Origin of the sequence: Rhizobium sp. PL01 (genome assembly GCF_033447125.1) — a bacterium.
Classification (GTDB): Bacteria; Pseudomonadota; Alphaproteobacteria; order Rhizobiales; family Rhizobiaceae; genus Pararhizobium.
The window spans coordinates 488,578-503,512 of the sequence record NZ_JAWQUM010000001.1; the positions used below are offsets into that span (position 1 = coordinate 488,578).

The 14,935-nt window shown below is 57.6% G+C and carries 14 protein-coding genes and 1 tRNA gene; 13 read left to right on the plus strand and 2 right to left on the minus strand.

Going from position 1 to position 14,935, the window contains the following annotated elements:
* Window positions 1–201: 201 nt before the first annotated feature.
* The 3 genes from R6X40_RS02300 (at window position 202) to metG (ending at window position 3,555) form a co-directional block, all read left to right on the plus strand.
* Window positions 202–840 (plus strand): PadR family transcriptional regulator, encoded by a 639-nt coding sequence (locus R6X40_RS02300; RefSeq protein WP_318410621.1) that lies wholly within the window; start codon window positions 202–204, stop codon window positions 838–840.
* Between the two features lie 25 nt (window positions 841–865).
* Window positions 866–1,678, plus strand: coding sequence for a siderophore-interacting protein (locus R6X40_RS02305; RefSeq protein WP_318410622.1), 813 nt, complete (start codon window positions 866–868; stop codon window positions 1,676–1,678).
* Between the two features lie 293 nt (window positions 1,679–1,971).
* A complete protein-coding gene (metG, locus tag R6X40_RS02310; protein WP_318410623.1) occupies window positions 1,972–3,555 on the plus strand; it encodes a methionine--tRNA ligase in 1,584 nt (527 codons plus the stop codon).
* A gap of 117 nt (window positions 3,556–3,672) precedes the next feature.
* Here the strand turns inward: metG and R6X40_RS02315 are convergent, their stop codons facing one another.
* On the minus strand, window positions 3,673–4,161 hold the full coding sequence (locus tag R6X40_RS02315; protein ID WP_318410625.1) for a RidA family protein: 489 nt from the start codon (window positions 4,159–4,161) through the stop codon (window positions 3,673–3,675).
* Between the two features lie 193 nt (window positions 4,162–4,354).
* On the opposite strand from R6X40_RS02315, the gene R6X40_RS02320 reads away from it, so the two are divergent.
* The 6 genes from R6X40_RS02320 (at window position 4,355) to R6X40_RS02345 (ending at window position 8,398) form a co-directional block, all read left to right on the plus strand.
* Window positions 4,355–5,050: a TetR/AcrR family transcriptional regulator gene (locus R6X40_RS02320; RefSeq protein WP_318410626.1), complete on the plus strand. Its 696-nt coding sequence runs from the start codon at window positions 4,355–4,357 to the stop codon at window positions 5,048–5,050.
* 701 nt (window positions 5,051–5,751) lie between these two features.
* Window positions 5,752–6,234: a hypothetical protein gene (locus tag R6X40_RS02325; RefSeq protein ID WP_318410628.1), complete on the plus strand. Its 483-nt coding sequence runs from the start codon at window positions 5,752–5,754 to the stop codon at window positions 6,232–6,234.
* A 13-nt stretch (window positions 6,235–6,247) separates the two neighbouring features.
* Window positions 6,248–6,601: a DUF1428 domain-containing protein gene (locus tag R6X40_RS02330; RefSeq protein WP_318410629.1), complete on the plus strand. Its 354-nt coding sequence runs from the start codon at window positions 6,248–6,250 to the stop codon at window positions 6,599–6,601.
* 46 nt (window positions 6,602–6,647) lie between these two features.
* Entirely contained in the window at window positions 6,648–7,070 is a 423-nt protein-coding gene (locus R6X40_RS02335) for a secondary thiamine-phosphate synthase enzyme YjbQ (protein WP_318410630.1), read from the plus strand.
* Between the two features lie 349 nt (window positions 7,071–7,419).
* Window positions 7,420–7,824, plus strand: a complete 405-nt coding sequence (locus R6X40_RS02340) for a ketosteroid isomerase-related protein (RefSeq protein WP_318410631.1) — start codon at window positions 7,420–7,422, stop codon at window positions 7,822–7,824.
* 181 nt (window positions 7,825–8,005) lie between these two features.
* Window positions 8,006–8,398: a hypothetical protein gene (locus tag R6X40_RS02345; protein WP_318410633.1), complete on the plus strand. Its 393-nt coding sequence runs from the start codon at window positions 8,006–8,008 to the stop codon at window positions 8,396–8,398.
* 264 nt (window positions 8,399–8,662) lie between these two features.
* On the opposite strand, the gene R6X40_RS02350 is transcribed toward R6X40_RS02345, so the two are convergent.
* A complete protein-coding gene (locus R6X40_RS02350; RefSeq protein ID WP_318410634.1) occupies window positions 8,663–9,406 on the minus strand; it encodes an SIMPL domain-containing protein in 744 nt (247 codons plus the stop codon).
* Between the two features lie 158 nt (window positions 9,407–9,564).
* Here R6X40_RS02350 and R6X40_RS02355 point away from each other — a divergent pair.
* The 4 genes from R6X40_RS02355 (at window position 9,565) to R6X40_RS02370 (ending at window position 14,890) form a co-directional block, all read left to right on the plus strand.
* Window positions 9,565–9,640, plus strand: a tRNA-Ile gene (locus R6X40_RS02355).
* Window positions 9,641–11,542: 1,902 nt separating this feature from the next.
* On the plus strand, window positions 11,543–12,931 hold the full coding sequence (locus R6X40_RS02360) for a tyrosine-type recombinase/integrase (protein WP_318410636.1): 1,389 nt from the start codon (window positions 11,543–11,545) through the stop codon (window positions 12,929–12,931).
* Window positions 12,928–13,914, plus strand: a complete 987-nt coding sequence (locus R6X40_RS02365; protein WP_318410638.1) for a hypothetical protein — start codon at window positions 12,928–12,930, stop codon at window positions 13,912–13,914. Before R6X40_RS02360 ends, R6X40_RS02365 begins: the two co-directional genes overlap by 4 nt.
* Before the next feature lie 688 nt (window positions 13,915–14,602).
* On the plus strand, window positions 14,603–14,890 hold the full coding sequence (locus R6X40_RS02370) for a helix-turn-helix transcriptional regulator (RefSeq protein ID WP_318410640.1): 288 nt from the start codon (window positions 14,603–14,605) through the stop codon (window positions 14,888–14,890).
* Window positions 14,891–14,935: the final 45 nt, after the last annotated feature.

Sequence of the window (14,935 nt, forward strand, 5' to 3'; positions counted from 1 at the left end):
GCAAAGACGAATGGGCAGTCCCATATTCGACAGTCATATGATCTTTTTCTGAAACACCGAAGCCCTTGGCAGCACTTTGCTTTTCCTTTGCAGGCCGGGCAGCCATCGAAAGCGCCAGCCGAAACAACGTCATCGCCTCTTGTTTATCGAAAAATATATCTTAAGATATGTCTAGCGTTATATCTTAAGAAGGAAAACTCCATGTTTGGACGTCACCGCGGACATGAACACCGCAATCACGATGAATCCTGCCGCGAGCGGCATGCACACGGCGGTCATGGCCGCCATGGTCCCGGCCGTTTCGAAGGCGGCTTTGCCTCGCGCGACGGTTTTCGCGCCGGGCGCAAGCTGTCCTCGATCGATCTGCAATTGCTGATCCTGGCGCTGCTTGCCCGCCAGCCGGCCCATGGCTACGAGCTGATCCGCACCATCGAGGAAATATCCGGCGGCTTCTATGTTCCGAGCCCTGGCATGATCTATCCGGCTTTGACCTATCTCGACGAAATCGGCCATGCGGTGGCGGAAGCCGATGGCAACAAGAAGCTGTTCACCATCACCGATGCCGGCCGGGCAGCACTTGAGGCTGACCGGGCAGCGGCCGATCGCATCATCGAAGGTCTTGGCCGCATCGGCGCCAAGATGGATGCGGTGCGCGATGTCATGGAGGGCCGGGGGCAGGTCCCGGGCGAGGATCCGGAAGCGCATGGCCACCACGCGCTGGAGATTGCCCGTCAGGCGATCAAGGCCTCCCTGTTTCACAAGAGGGGCTGTTCCTCCCAGGAGGCCACGCGGCTTGCGGATATCCTCCGCCGGGCCGTCGAAGAGATCAATCGCGGCTAGAACCGCCCACGTTGAAGGATTTTACATGACAGAAAGACACGCCGTCGCGCGCGTCCGCCACGAGTTGCGCCGCCGTCTGCTGACTGTGAAGACGGCCGAGCGGCTCACCCCGCAGATGGTTCGCATTACGCTCTCCGGCGATGACCTCAAAGGCTTCGCCAGCGCCGGTTACGACGATCACGTCAAGCTATGCCTGCCTACGGCCGGGCAGGAGGCGCCCGTCTGGCCGGTTGGTCCCGATGCGCCCGCTCTTCCGAAGGGCGTTACCGCTTCGCCGATGCGCGATTTCACACCGCGCAGCCATGATGCCAACAAGGGCGAACTGGTGGTCGATTTTGCCATCCACGCGGCAGGCCCCGCCACAGAATGGGCATCTGCCGCCAAGCCCGGCCGCAAGCTCGGCGTCGCCGGACCACGCGGCTCCTTCGTCGTCACCGATGATTTCGACTGGTATCTCATGATCGGCGACGAAACAGCCCTTCCGGCCATCGGCCGCCGGCTGCAAGAACTGCGGTCCAACGTACCCGCGATCGTCATCGCCACGGTTGTCGGTGCCGCGGAAGAGCAGGTTTTCGAAACCGCGAACCGCCTCGAAACCCGCTGGATCCACCGGCCGCTCATCAATGCCAACGATCCGGCGTTCCTGCTGGATGCCGTCAAGTCGCTGCCGCTACCCGAAGGCGACGGCTATATCTGGATCGCCGGCGAGAACGATACGGTGAAGCTGCTGCGCAAGCATTTCGTCGAAGAACGGGGCCACAACCGGTCGTGGATCAAGGCCGCCGGCTATTGGCGCAAGGGCAGTGCCGGGTTCCACGAAAACCACAACGAGGGATAGGCCGGTGTGATCTCCGCGATGGCTGCCGTGGGCCCATGTGCTCCCGGCGGCTCAATCGCACTCATCAATCTGCCTGCCACCCGGATTGACACGCGGCCCCCGCCTGTTTTATCTGACCGCATGACCAGTCTGCCGATCAACGCTCTTTCGCACATGATGATGCCGCTCTCCATCCGGGAAGCGGAGCCTTTTGCGTGATCTGAGTTAATTTTCGCCAGACGCCCAAGCCGCTTCATCCGAGGCGGCTTTTTTTGTGGAACCGCCTCCCCATACCATCCAGAGGAGTTCCGCCATTGACCCAAACGCCCAATCCCGCCCTGGTCCGCTACATCACCACCGCCATCCCGTTTGTGAATGCCGCGCCGCATCTGGGCTTTGCGCTCGAAGTCATTCATGCTGATACGCTCGCCCGCTTCTACCGGCAAAGGGGGGATGACGTGCGCTTGCTGGCCGGCACCGACGAGAACAGCATCAAGAACGTCCGGGCCGCCGAGGCGGCGGGAGAGACCGTCTTCGATCTGGTCGAGCGCAATGCCGCACGTTTCCAGGCTTTGCCCGAAAGTCTCAACCTCTCCTATGACGATTTCATCCGCACCAGCGTCGATCCCCGCCATCCGCCGGGCGTCATAAGGCTCTGGCAGGCCTGCTGCGAAAGGGGCGATATCTACAAGCGGTCCTACAAGGGCCTTTACTGCGTCGGCTGCGAGCAGTTCTACAAGTCCGATGAACTGGCCGGTGGCCGTTGCCCCGAACACGATGCGCCGCTGGAGGAGATCGAGGAGGAAAACTGGTTCTTCCGGCTGTCAAACTATGCCGAGCAGCTGCGCGATCTCTACCGTCAGGGGACCATCAAGGTGGTACCGCATGCGCGCCAAAACGAGATTTCCGCACTGATCGAGCGCGGGCTGGAGGATTTCAGCATTTCGCGCAGTGCCGGGCGGGCGCGTGGCTGGGGCATTCCTGTTCCCGGCGATCCCGGCCAAGTGATCTATGTCTGGTTCGATGCGCTGGCCAATTACATCACGGCGCTCGGCTACGGCACCGATGAGGCATTGCTGGCGCGGTATTGGGCAGACGCCAATGCCCGCGATCATGTCATCGGCAAGGGCATCACCCGGTTTCATGCGGTCTACTGGCCGGCCATTCTTCTGTCAGCCGGCCTGCCTTTGCCGACCCGCATTCTCGTCCATGGCTATCTGACGACGGAAGGCCGCAAGATCAGCAAGTCGCTCGGAAACGCCATCGAGCCCGCTGTCTATGCCGAACGCTTTGGCGCCGACGCCCTGCGCTATTTCCTGCTGCGCCATATCCGGACAACGGAAGACGGCGATTTTTCGCTGGAGCGCTTTGAAAAGGCCTATAAATCCGAACTGGCGGGACAGCTCGGAAATCTCGTTCACCGCACGCTGAGCATCATTGAGCGTTCGAATGCCGGAGCCCTGCGCGAACCTTCGAAGGAGCTCGTCGAGCACGACACGCTGATCCAGCACGCCTTGAGCGTTGAGGAAACGGTCACCGCCCATCTGAACGCCTATGCCTTCGACCGGGCACTGGATGCAATCTGGAAACTGGTGGCTGAAGCCAACAAATATGTCGCCGACCAGCAGCCATGGGCGCATGCAAAGGCGGTGGCAGCGGCGCAGACCGCAGACGAAAGACAAACCGCCGCCACCCGCTTGAACGACAGCCTGTACAGCGTCGCATCGACCCTTCAGATCATCGCCACGGTGCTCACCCCGTTCATGCCCTCGATTGGCGCGCAACTGCTGCAAAAGCTCGGGCTGGAAGAGGGCAATGACGGTCATCGGCCAAGTTTGACCGGAGCGAAGATCGCAGCGGGCGAGCCGCTGTTTCCGATGGATCCAGTGGACCCGTAACCGGGAAACTGGAGCGGGCCGGTTCGATCAAACCGGTCGCTCCTTACCGGACATCTCGACCTTGGCGCCCATGACTGTCCTACTCCGGAGTTGCCGGCGCAAGGCAGGTTTATGCTTCTAGTCCAGTGCGACGATGGCCTCGACCTCGAAGAGCATGGGGTCAATGGCAAGCTTGGGGACGGGGATCAGTGTCTGCGCCGGCAGTGTCTCGCCGAACATGTCCTTGACGCTCATGGTCAACACTTCAAGCTTGGACATATCGTGGTCGACCACGAAGAGCGTGAGCTTGGCGACCTGGTCCGGCCGTGCGCCGAGCGCATCAAGGGCTGTGCGCAAATTTGCGTAGGCCTGCTTTACCTGGACGGCGAAGTCCGGCGACAAGGCCCCAGCGCTGTCTTGGCCGCCCTGTCCGGAGATATAGGCCATCCGCGCTTGCCGGGGCACAATCACCGCCGTGCTGTAGCCATTCGGCGTCGGGTCGTAGAGGTTTTGCGGATTGACGATGGTCAGCTTGTGGTCATTCTCGTTCGCTGTCGTCGCAGTGGGGATGCCCATGGTCATGATGATTAGCCCTCCGATAAGCCGCTTCTTGATGTCGCGTGACATGATTTTTCTCTTGGCTCTGAGGCGTGCGAGCAAGTCCTCTCGCAGCCTGCAGGATCGAATTTTCAGCGCGTTGTCGATTGACTCGTACACCGTACGATAAAATCGCATCGTACGGTGTACGAGTCAATCGTTGAGAATCGACATTCATTGCATTGTCGGCGTACATCGGAGTTCTGATCAGCGAGGAAGACGGATGGCAGTCAAACGCAGCAGTGCTGAGAGCAAGCGGTCGCGCCGGACAGAGGCGTCAATCCAGTCCGTGCAGGAGCCACGCAGCGAACCGCCTCTGTCTCCGGAGCGGATCGTCACGACTGCGATTGAACTGCTGGACGCGGAGGGGCTCGACGGTTTGAAGATGCGCCGGCTGGCCGATCGCCTCGGCTCTGGCGCGATGAGCCTCTATTGGCATGTCGGCAACAAGGAGCAGGTGCTCGATCTGGCGCTCGACCAAGTGCTCGAGTATCGCGGGCTGCCGCAATCAGGTGAGCCTCAGGACTGGCGTGCGGAAATCGTTCATATGCTCGAAGACTGGCGCGCCAGCATGCTGCGCCATCCCTGGTCGGCATCGCTTTTGCCGCGCCGGGCGCTCGGTCCGAACATCCTTGCCCGCCTGGAATTATTGAGCAAGACCTTGTCCGCAGCCGGCGTGGCGGACGCGGATCTGAACGTTGCCATCTGGTCGCTCTGGAACTATGTCATTGGCGCGACGGTCACCCGGGCGAGCTTCGATCTCTCGGATGATGAGATGGCCGCCGCACAGGTGCGCCTGCCAGGTCTCGGCGAACTTTACCCGACAATCGAACGCTCCCGCCTGCTGCTGGACAATGATTGGGACGGGGTTTTCCGCAAAGGCCTCGACGTCCTGTTGGACGGCCTCGCTCCGGAATAAGGAACAGTCGTCTTTTCATGGACGAGACAGTGCCGGATGATCGCGATATTCTGTGCCGGTGGCGTGGGGTAGTGGGGATAGCGCCTCGGCACGGCTCAGTCCACGCTGTCCCGCAACACGCGACGATGCCGGGTTTTGTCCCAGTGCGGAATAAAACGGCGGGGCGTCTCGCAGAAAAAATCATCCCCGCAAATCCCCGCCCTCTTTCCCCGTGCCATACTTCTTCCCGTCCCATCACGGATACACCGGTTTGCGTTACCGGCGAGGTGGGGCCGGTGCCCGGACGGTTTGGCGAAACGCGCGCGAAATCCCCGGGGCTGCGTGAAAGGTGGTTCTCCTCCGGTTCGTGAAAGCGGACCGGGCGTGCCGGGTGGTCACGCCGTCCTTGACGGCCCAGGGCCAAACCCCACCGGATTGAAAAGCCCGCGGATAAGCGGCGGGCCGGGGCATTGGAGGCTTCTCCTGACAAGAGAAGCGCAGAAGAACCTGAGAAGCGCGGCAAAAGACACCGAAGCGGGGCACATCGCGTGTCACCTATTCTACTACCCTAAGGCACTCGATGTGCCCCGGCCAATTCCGCCAGGCAAGAGCCCGGCGAACCTGCAGATGGTTCAAACCACGGGCGAAAAACACGCCGCGTGAAGAACCCCCGTGTCCATCGCCGCGCTCCCTTCACCCTTGCCCCCGAAAAGGAGAAAGACATGCCTCCGGTCTGCGAACCTGAAGAACTGCCATTGCATCCTGAACTGTTCGAAGTGCTCTGCCGCGCTGCTGCGGCACGAATGGATATTCCCGCCTTCTGCCGGATCCGGCGCTGCGCCCGGCAAGAGGAATGCACCGGTGCGCTGAAGCCGCGCGAAATTCCGCGATGCTTCCGTGGCCTTGCGGATGTCGATGCGCTGTTGCCGGTATGTATTGCGCGCGCCGACGATGCCTGGTTTCGCGAATTCGTCCTTCACTGGATCCTGTGCCGGGAAGATTATTTCGGCCGCGTGCGTCCGCCCGAAGCGGTTCGCAGCCTGCTTGCCCTTGACGAGCAGTGGCCGGTTTCCATCTATGTCGATGAGCAAGGCGAAACACCGGCCGCCGCACGCTCCGGCACCGCGACGCAGGATTTGCTCGATACGCTGCAGGCCTCCTTGGAGGGGAGACATGCACGGACCGATAAAAAGGCGCATCTCTAGGAGGAGACCCGAAATGCCCTACGTCGATGGATTTGTCCTCGCCGTCCCGAAGGACAGTATCGAAGCCTACAAGGATCTGGCGCGCACCGCAGGCACGGTCTGGAAGGAACATGGCGCACTTTCCTATGTCGAGTGCATCGGCGACGATGTGCCCTATGGCGAGCTCACCTCCTTTCCCCGTGCCGTTCAGGCCACGGATGACGAGGTGGTGGTGTTTTCCTGGATCACCTATCCCTCGCGTGAAGAGCGGGACGAAATCAACAAGAAGGTCATGGCCGATCCGCGCCTCAGCATGGACAACTGGACCATGCCGTTCGATGGCAAGCGGATGATCTATGGCGGCTTCCAGAGTTTTCTGGAATTGTAACTCTGTGCACCACCACGCTGCAGGGCGCACGGCCTGAAAGGATACCATGCCCCAGACGATCATCAGCCTGCCGACGCGCGGTGCCGGTCTCTACGAGTTTACCGGCGAGGCGCAGGCTTTCGTGCGCAAGGCCGGTGTAGAGGAGGGGCTTTTAACCGTGTTCGTGCGCCACACGTCCTGTTCGCTTTTGATCCAGGAAAATGCCGATCCGGACGTCAAGCGCGATCTCGACCAGTTTTTCAAACGTCTTGTACCGCCGTCCAGCGATCCGTCGATGGGCTGGATCATCCATACCGCCGAAGGCCCGGACGACATGCCTGCCCATATCAAGGCGGCCCTGACGCAGGTCTCGATCGGCATTCCGGTCGGGCAAGACGGTTTGATGCTCGGCACCTGGCAAGGCCTCTATCTGTTCGAACACCGCGACCGCCCGCACCACCGCGAGGTGGTCCTGCATCTGGGGGGATGAACTGGCAGGCGTTTGCTCTGGACAAACGGACGGGAGCGGGTGCGATCTTGATGGCGTCGATAGGGACATATCGATTAAAGTAATTGGAACAAAAACAGTTGCTTGGACGTTCGAAGGTTTCGATTGGATTGATTGGGACAGCACGGATTTTTTACGCTCTCCGTCATCCTCGCCCTTGTGGCGGGGATCCAGCACGCTCACGTCCGTGAACGAAAGGCTCTTCCACGTGACGGACGTCGCCTGACTGGATTCCTGTGACAGGCAGAGGAATGACAGACAGGGGGACGCTGAGCCCATCGAATTTCTACCGGTGCCGCCCGCACCGGCCAAACAGGCAAGGGGAACACCATTGACCGACGCGCAGACCATTGCCAGCCGCTTCATGCAGGCCCTGAACGAGCGGGATTTCGAGACGATCGGCACATTCCTCGATGAAGACGTGGCGCTCGATACCCTGACCGGCCAGCGCACCATCGGTGCCGGTCCATTGCGCATGGCGGTGATGACCTATTTCCGTCATTTCGACGAGAGTTTCAGCGACATGGTGCTGATGCACGACGCTTTTGGCCAGCGCGTCGCTATCGATGCCACCGCGCGTGGCCATTACCGGGAAACCATGCCGGGGTTCCCCGAGGCCAGCGGTCAGTCCTATTCGATCCCGAGTGTGTTCGTGTTCGAGTTCGAAAATGGCGCCGTCATCCGTCTCAGCCACTATCGCAATATTCGCGTCTTTGAACAGATGCTCGCCCGCTGAACGAGATCCGCGCTCGCCGCCTTTTTCCTGCCATTCCAGCACGTTCTTGCTCCGGCTGAACCCCGGATGAATGGCCGATTCGGATTCCGTTCAGCCTCGCCGGATTAGGGTCTCGTCAATGCCCCGGAACAACAGGCGGGCGGACGTCTCAAGGTTTTGGACCCATATAGGAGAAACAGTCATGAAACAGATTTTTGCAAAGCTCGCCCTTGCCGGCATGATCGGTTTGACCGGTCTTGGCGCTACTGTCGCACCGGCATCTGCCGATACGCTGACGCTTGGCCTGCATTCCAGCGGTGTTGTCGACGTTCAGTATCGCGACCGTGACCGCGACGGTTACGGCGATGAGCGCGACTGGGACGGCGATCGTCGCCATCGCCCGGGCTGGGGCGGTGACCGCCGTGGCCGCTGCGATCCAAGGCTCGCCCAGGAAAAGGCCCGCGATTTCGGCATGCGCCGCGCCCGTGTGGTTGATGTGTCGCCCCGCCGGGTTGTTGTAGAGGGCATGCGCCGCGGCGATTATCGCAGCATGGTGTTCGCCAATGCCCGCGGTTGCCCGGTTCTCGGCCGCTAAACACTGCTAATCATTCCCATTCTTTCCGCCTTGTCTCCCCCGGCCGGCGGAAAGTTTCACCCCTCGCGGTTTTCCGCGAGGGGTGTTTTTGTTTTGGGAAACTGGAAATTCGCCGGGTGTCTGACCGCCCCTATAGTGCCGGGGCCTTCCAGACCCGAGATCCGTCCTCTGCCAGATACCGCGTCAGCTATCGCCCAAACCGATTGCATAAAAAAACCCCGCCGGAGCGGGGTTCGATTGTCCTTCGGCCTTGGCGATGGGCTATTATTGCTTGATCGCGAAGGTGACGTTGACGGTAACGTTATAGCTGTTTTCTCCCGTGGCGATCGGTACGGCGTCAGCGGCATATTCTTTTGCCATGGCGCGCATCATCGGCATCGGTTCGGGCCGGGATGAGTTCTCTGAAATCTCGACGATACGGCCGATCGAAACACCGGCGGCTTCCGACAGGATCTTGGCCTTGGCAACGGCATCCGCCACCGCCGACTTGCGGGCTTCGGTGATCGTTGCTTCCGGCTTGTCGTTGGAAAACTGGATCGAGCCGCCCTGGTTGATGCCGAGCGTCACCGACTGGTCGATGATGGCACCGAGCTTATCGAGGTCGCGCACCTTGATGGTCAGCGAGTTGGCCACCTGGTAACCGGTCAGAACAGGCTGGCGATTGCCGCCATCATTGTTGTCCGGATACTGGTACTGCGGATTGACGGCGAAACCGGAGGTCTGCAGGTCACGGTCGGCAATGCCGCCGGTCTTCAGCGCGTTGAGCACATCGGCCATCGCCTTGTTGTTGGCGTCGAGCGCTTCCTTGGCGGTCTTGGCATCCTTGACGACGCTGAACGACAGGATCGCCAAGTCCGGTGCAATGCTTGCACGGCCTTCGCCGGAAACGGTGATCACGGCTTCACGCGGCGTGTTGTCCTGCGCAAAGGCAGAGGCGCCGGCAATACCCGCAAAAGCGGCCGCCAGAACGACGGTCTTGAGGCGGCGGGGGAAATAGGTGGATGTCATGGATGGGTTCTCTCCAGTTGTGTTTCGTCCCTGTCACCTTATTGATGTTTGATTGTGTAGGGATTGCGGCAACGTCTTGTGGGAAAACCAGTTTTCCGCTAGAGCCAGTCCCACCCGCGGTCTGCCATTGGCCCGCGGTGTACCGGACACGTCCGGCGGGGCCTGTAGCTCAATGGTTAGAGCCGGCGGCTCATAACCGCTTGGTTGGGAGTTCGAGTCTCTCCGGGCCCACCATTTTTGCCTCTGCCGCCTGGCAACGAGCGGGTAGTTTGGGCAAGTCGCGCCGTCAATTGCAACTTAATGTTTATTATCAATTGGTTGGCGCGACTTTAAATGGTTAGAGGTCGGAAATTGGCCCAAGTCATCCGCTTGATAAGCAGAAGGTCAGAGGTTCAGTTGGCTTTGAATTGATAGTTTTTTTGCCATCTCAGTAGGCGTAAGCTGAGCTGAAAACTCTCCGTGGCACCATTTTTGACAACGGAAGCGTTCATGTCCCTCTGTTGCATGCATTAAACGTTCCTTCATTTCTCATCGATGGAGCGCTTTTTTTTGACACCTTTTTTGTCAAATTGCGGAGGGTTGGCTATCCAGTCATCGACTAGGTCCGCGAAAAACGCCCGCCGTCGTCCTGGAGTTAAAGCGTGATCTTCGGGAAATAGCCCGGCTTTGATCAACCGCTTGATAGTGCTTTTTGCCAGGGTCGTCAGCTCGCACACTTGGCGCCACGTGTAGAGCCGTCTGGGGGGCGATGGATTACTCGTCATCGTTCTGGTCTTTCGGGTAAGTGGAGCGGCGACGTTGCCGCAGCGCCATCATATCCGGACGCAATTCGAGAGCAACCTAAGATTGATAGTCAACAATTATAGAGCTGACCTCGAACACCCCACTTCAAGCGATTTTTTGAGCCTTCTATTGGGAAGTCAATAATGGTCGCTGTCGGTCGCATCACCTGTGGCATCGCGCCGCAATTTTGTCTCGCTAAACAAACCAGCCAGAAATTAACAAAAAACACACTTTGTGATCAAAATGAACATGACATGGGCAATTTGTTATGCTATGTTGCTAATATAAAGAATTCGGCTCTCTAAAAGCGATTCGAAATGTTGTGAGCTAAAGGTCGCCAATCCTTGCAAACAACGTTTTTGAGAGAACTCGAATTCTTTCGGCGAGGTGTTGCGAGCCTTTGATAAATACAACCCTAGAAGGATTCGCCCACTACCAAAATGGTGCCGAATCCATGAGCAAGATGAGTAAATCGGACCGACACATCGTGACGGTTTACGGAGGGGTGTTGTAAAAATGTCACATATATAATGCCTGAAATTGCGAATACCGCACTTGTTCCACCATGTCCTGGGGTTCCAAGGTTAATCGTTTGTCGCTTTGTGTTCGTGCGACGTGATTTTTCGCCCGGTGCGGAGTTTAAATGACTGGTCACAAGGCTCGTAAACTTCAGTGGTGAGAAGCTGGATGTGACCTTTCAGCGAACCGTAAATCCAGTATTTTTGACGTTAAAGTCCTGCTTACTCAGTCGCCGCCCTGCAGAGTGGAGGAACGAGGACGTTTTCTTGTCTGCGACTGCTACCTGAGCACTAAATGAGCCCCGTCACCGCTTCGTTCGGGAAACTGCACGTCGCTGCGATCCGCGCTAAAGATCGCCATGAGATCAAATAGTCCCAGCCGCAAACGTATCGAACCGACGTAAGCATTCTGGATAAATATCGTCGGAAGGCCCACGTGCGCTTTTTTGACGGACTGTACAGCCGGTCGATCGATGCGTTGATCACTTTGTAGCGTAGCGGGGTGGGCGCCTCCAAAAAGTTGATCTCGAGCGCGGTCCTATGAACAAGCCGGCCGCAACGGTGTCAGTTGACGAGATTATACGCGCACTTGGAACTGAAGCCTTTTTTGATTGCCGCTAGGAAATTTGGATGCCGAAATGCGCGATGAATGACGCTCGATTCGCCAAACACATCGCTTTTCAATAACCGTCAAGAGCGCTCAATACCAGTCTTTAGTGTTCAGGAAGGCATATTAACCAATTGATATGATTGACTAAATTGTAATTTTATGGTTTCCTAATTTTCGAGGCGGCCATTCCGGCCGACCGATCTCGCGTTCACAAGGAAAATCCGAATGGCTCGCAAAATTCAGAGCGATGAAGATATTGAGGCGCTCCCTTGGTCGAAGGGCAATGCCTATTTCGTCCACGACAGCGTCGTGCCCAAGCTGCAGGTGCGGGTCGGAGGAGGGGGGATCAAAACTTTTGTCATGCGTGACCGGTACGGACACGCGAAAAATCCCGCAACCCGGTCGATTGGAGACGCGTGTAAAATGTCTGTCGAAACCGCCCGAGCGATCGCCATCCATTGGAGTAAACTAAACCGCAAGGGGATCGATCCGGCGGAGGAAACTTTACTTGCCGAGCTGAAGGATGAAGAATACCGTCGGCAGACTTTCAGACACGTGTTGGAAGATTATCTTGCCGATCAGCCGAACCGGATCGAAAATCGGCAGGCGCATAAAGATGTCAGCGTCCTTACGCGAGAGTTCCTCGATCCAGAAAAAATTCCCTTCCTAGACAAACCGATTCGCGACGTGACAGCCAGCGACGTAAAGCTTGCCATCGAAGCCATTCGCGTACGACCGGCCGCGACGCAGGCACTCAATATGTTCTGTAAGATCAAGACCTTTTTCAACTGGGTGCTTGCGAGTGGAGGATACGGAGTAACCCATTCGCCTTTGGCAAACTTAAAGATTAAGCCACTGAAGTTGCAGAGAATCAAAAGGAAAAGATCGCACACGTCAGATGAAGTACGCTGCTACTGGGCTGCTTGTGAAGTTACCAAATTTCCATTGAACGAGTTCTTCAGGGCTGCATTGCTTACGGGACAACGGAAGAACGAGATCCGACTGGCGGAATGGTCGGAAATAGATTTGAGACGAAAGCTTTGGACCATTCCGGCGTGTCGCTTCAAAACCAACCGAGTGCAGCTCGTACCTCTGTCGGTACCGATGATGCAACTGTTGGAGCGGATAAAGGCCCGCCAGAGCGATAGGCACGGGCCATTTGTATTCAGTAGGACGGACGGCGAGGCGCCCATGGGGTACAATGGAAAGGACATTCAGAAGTTCCGAGAGATATTGTCGAAAATCTACCTCGCGAACCATCCCGAAAAAAGCGCGCCGGAGCGGTGGAGCCTGCATGACAATCGGCGAACCGTCCGGACAGCCTTAAGCAACTTAGGAGTTCCAACCGAGGTCGCAGAAGCGGTGATTGGACACATTCAGGTGGGGCTCGAGGACACCTACAACACAAATACCTTCAGAACAAAACGTCGCCGAGCGCTCCATCTATGGGCCGAGGAGCTGGCGATCATCGTCGCGGATCCGGATCACCGTTTCGATGATGAAGAATACGAGGCGCCTGAATGGCCATCGCGCTGGAATGACACAAGACAGTTCATTCCAAGAGAGTCGCCCGGTCCGGAGGATTTACCAAGTCGGGAAAACCCCACTATATGAAAAAAACCGCGAAAGTCACAAAAGTCAGGCGGTTCAACACAGCAGCCAAGCCCGTCAATATGACGCGAGTAGAGCTTTTTCATCTAATGTGGGCGGAGTCTTCGGTCGCCGCCGCCCGAATACTGGGAGTATCACCCAGCTATCTCGCACGGGTATGCAGAGCTCTGGAGGTGCCACGGCCAAGTTGGGGTTACTGGGCAATGCGAGCGGAGGGACGAGCTCCACCCCCGCCGCTTCCCGCGCTTAGTCCAGGAAATCCTGAGATCTGGACGCGCGACAAATCGAAACGTGTGTTTATCAAGCCATTTTATACCAACAACGTCCGTAATACGGGTGCGGCATTCCGCGATTCGGACCATCCGCTCATGACCCTGACCCGTCGGCGTTTCGAAGCTGCGGCAAACATGCCTGATAATATCGATCGTTACCTTCGGTTTCCGAACAGGTTTCAACGCGCGGACGTGACCGTCTCGGGAAGGGGAGTGCATGCTGCATTCGATTTCGCCAACGCACTCTTTGTGGCACTAGAAGCTCGCGGCCATCGCGTAATTATAGCTGGGTCGTTCAAGAACCTCCACCGACTCTCTACCGATCGCGGCGAAGTACCTTCTTCTCGTCCGGAGGAGGGCGAGGAGTCGTTTTCGGAAGCCCTTCGCCCGACAGTGGTCTACATCGGACCTACGCCAGTCGGATTGGCGGTCATCGAGACCAGCACACAGATGAAAATGCAATACGCTGGCTATGGTAAGTTCGTTCCAGTGACGGAATGGAAGGGCCGGCATGTGGGACACACCTGGCAAGTTGTCAAAGAAATGCCGACCGGGCGCATGAAGCTCGTCGCGTACGATCCGACCCGATTGCACGAATGGCGACAGGAATGGCGGGAGACGAAAGCTGGACAGCTCATCAAACGTGTCAGAGAGATTATCTTAGATCTCGAAACAGCGTCCAATATGTTGGCGGCCGGGGCCCAGGCTCGATGACTCTCGTTGTTTATCGCGTGTCGCGGAATGATGTAGCAAATGCCACAAGGCGATTTCAGCGAAAAAGCGGCCCACCCACTTACAGCCGCAGGCCGACGTTTTAAGAAATAGCGGGTTAACTTAAAGTACCTTGACTGTGCGAGAGCCACGCATCGTGGCCGAGAGCGATCCAAGGCCTGTTTTTTCCATAGATAGCAATGATCGGCGGGTGGAAAGTTTGTTCATCAACCATGGCCCGTCCCTCTGGCTCGCCGTCCAACAGATCGCTTGCTCTCTCTCTAGTGAATGGTGTCTCTCGATGGATCCCGCGCGAATAACCTACCCAAAACTCTGTGGTTATTTTCCCAAGTTGACACGAACAGAGGGCACAAGCTTCATCGCTGCGGGCCTGCCGAACCCAAAAATGATCCTTTGTGAATTTCGATTGCCCAACTAGGGTGGTGGTGAAGGTTCCTATCGGATCCCGAAGTTTTAGATGGTTGCAGGTTAGTTCGCGCTGTCGAATCCTTAGCGGGAAGGTGTCGAGGGATTGACCGCGGGATCAAGTCTATTGGCATCCCCGGAGTTCGTCACATGATTGGTCGTCCAATTTGAGCGATTTTTCGACGAAATCGCCTAAGACTTGCGCTAACGAATCCTTCCACACTAATTGTTGACAATGCGGCCCGATTGCAGCCTGTTCGTCTCTATGGATTCGATTTCGGAAATTATGAGCGTCCTAAGAGCGGGTCGCGCCCTTTTGGATCTTAGCCAGGAAGAGCTCGCCTCCCTCGCCGGGGTTAATCGGCAGATCGTCGTCAGGGTAGAACGGGGTGACGCAAACGTCCTTGTCGATGCCATTGAGAAGATTCGGGCAGCGCTCGAGGCCGGCGGAATTGTCTTTATTGAGGGCAGCGCGGAACGCGGGCCGGGTGTGGCATTAACGCGATCGCGCTTACGTCAGCATATCTTGCCTGCATCGAGCAAGCCTGAATAGCCGACTTCTTGTTATGTGAATCCATGATGCGCGCTGAAAAGCTCA

What these genes read in the sequence shown, in the direction of transcription:
- R6X40_RS02360 (WP_318410636.1), top strand. Translation starts at nt 11,543, where the DNA reads ATGGCTCGCAAAATTCAGAGCGATGAAGATATTGAGGCGCTCCCTTGG.
- R6X40_RS02370 (WP_318410640.1), top strand. Translation starts at nt 14,603, where the DNA reads ATGGATTCGATTTCGGAAATTATGAGCGTCCTAAGAGCGGGTCGCGCC.
- R6X40_RS02325 (WP_318410628.1), top strand. Translation starts at nt 5,752, where the DNA reads ATGCCTCCGGTCTGCGAACCTGAAGAACTGCCATTGCATCCTGAACTG.
- R6X40_RS02330 (WP_318410629.1), top strand. Translation starts at nt 6,248, where the DNA reads ATGCCCTACGTCGATGGATTTGTCCTCGCCGTCCCGAAGGACAGTATC.
- R6X40_RS02365 (WP_318410638.1), top strand. Translation starts at nt 12,928, where the DNA reads ATGAAAAAAACCGCGAAAGTCACAAAAGTCAGGCGGTTCAACACAGCA.
- R6X40_RS02345 (WP_318410633.1), top strand. Translation starts at nt 8,006, where the DNA reads ATGAAACAGATTTTTGCAAAGCTCGCCCTTGCCGGCATGATCGGTTTG.
- R6X40_RS02315 (WP_318410625.1), bottom strand. Translation starts at nt 4,161, where the DNA reads ATGTCACGCGACATCAAGAAGCGGCTTATCGGAGGGCTAATCATCATG.
- R6X40_RS02300 (WP_318410621.1), top strand. Translation starts at nt 202, where the DNA reads ATGTTTGGACGTCACCGCGGACATGAACACCGCAATCACGATGAATCC.
- R6X40_RS02335 (WP_318410630.1), top strand. Translation starts at nt 6,648, where the DNA reads ATGCCCCAGACGATCATCAGCCTGCCGACGCGCGGTGCCGGTCTCTAC.
- R6X40_RS02350 (WP_318410634.1), bottom strand. Translation starts at nt 9,406, where the DNA reads ATGACATCCACCTATTTCCCCCGCCGCCTCAAGACCGTCGTTCTGGCG.
- R6X40_RS02320 (WP_318410626.1), top strand. Translation starts at nt 4,355, where the DNA reads ATGGCAGTCAAACGCAGCAGTGCTGAGAGCAAGCGGTCGCGCCGGACA.
- R6X40_RS02305 (WP_318410622.1), top strand. Translation starts at nt 866, where the DNA reads ATGACAGAAAGACACGCCGTCGCGCGCGTCCGCCACGAGTTGCGCCGC.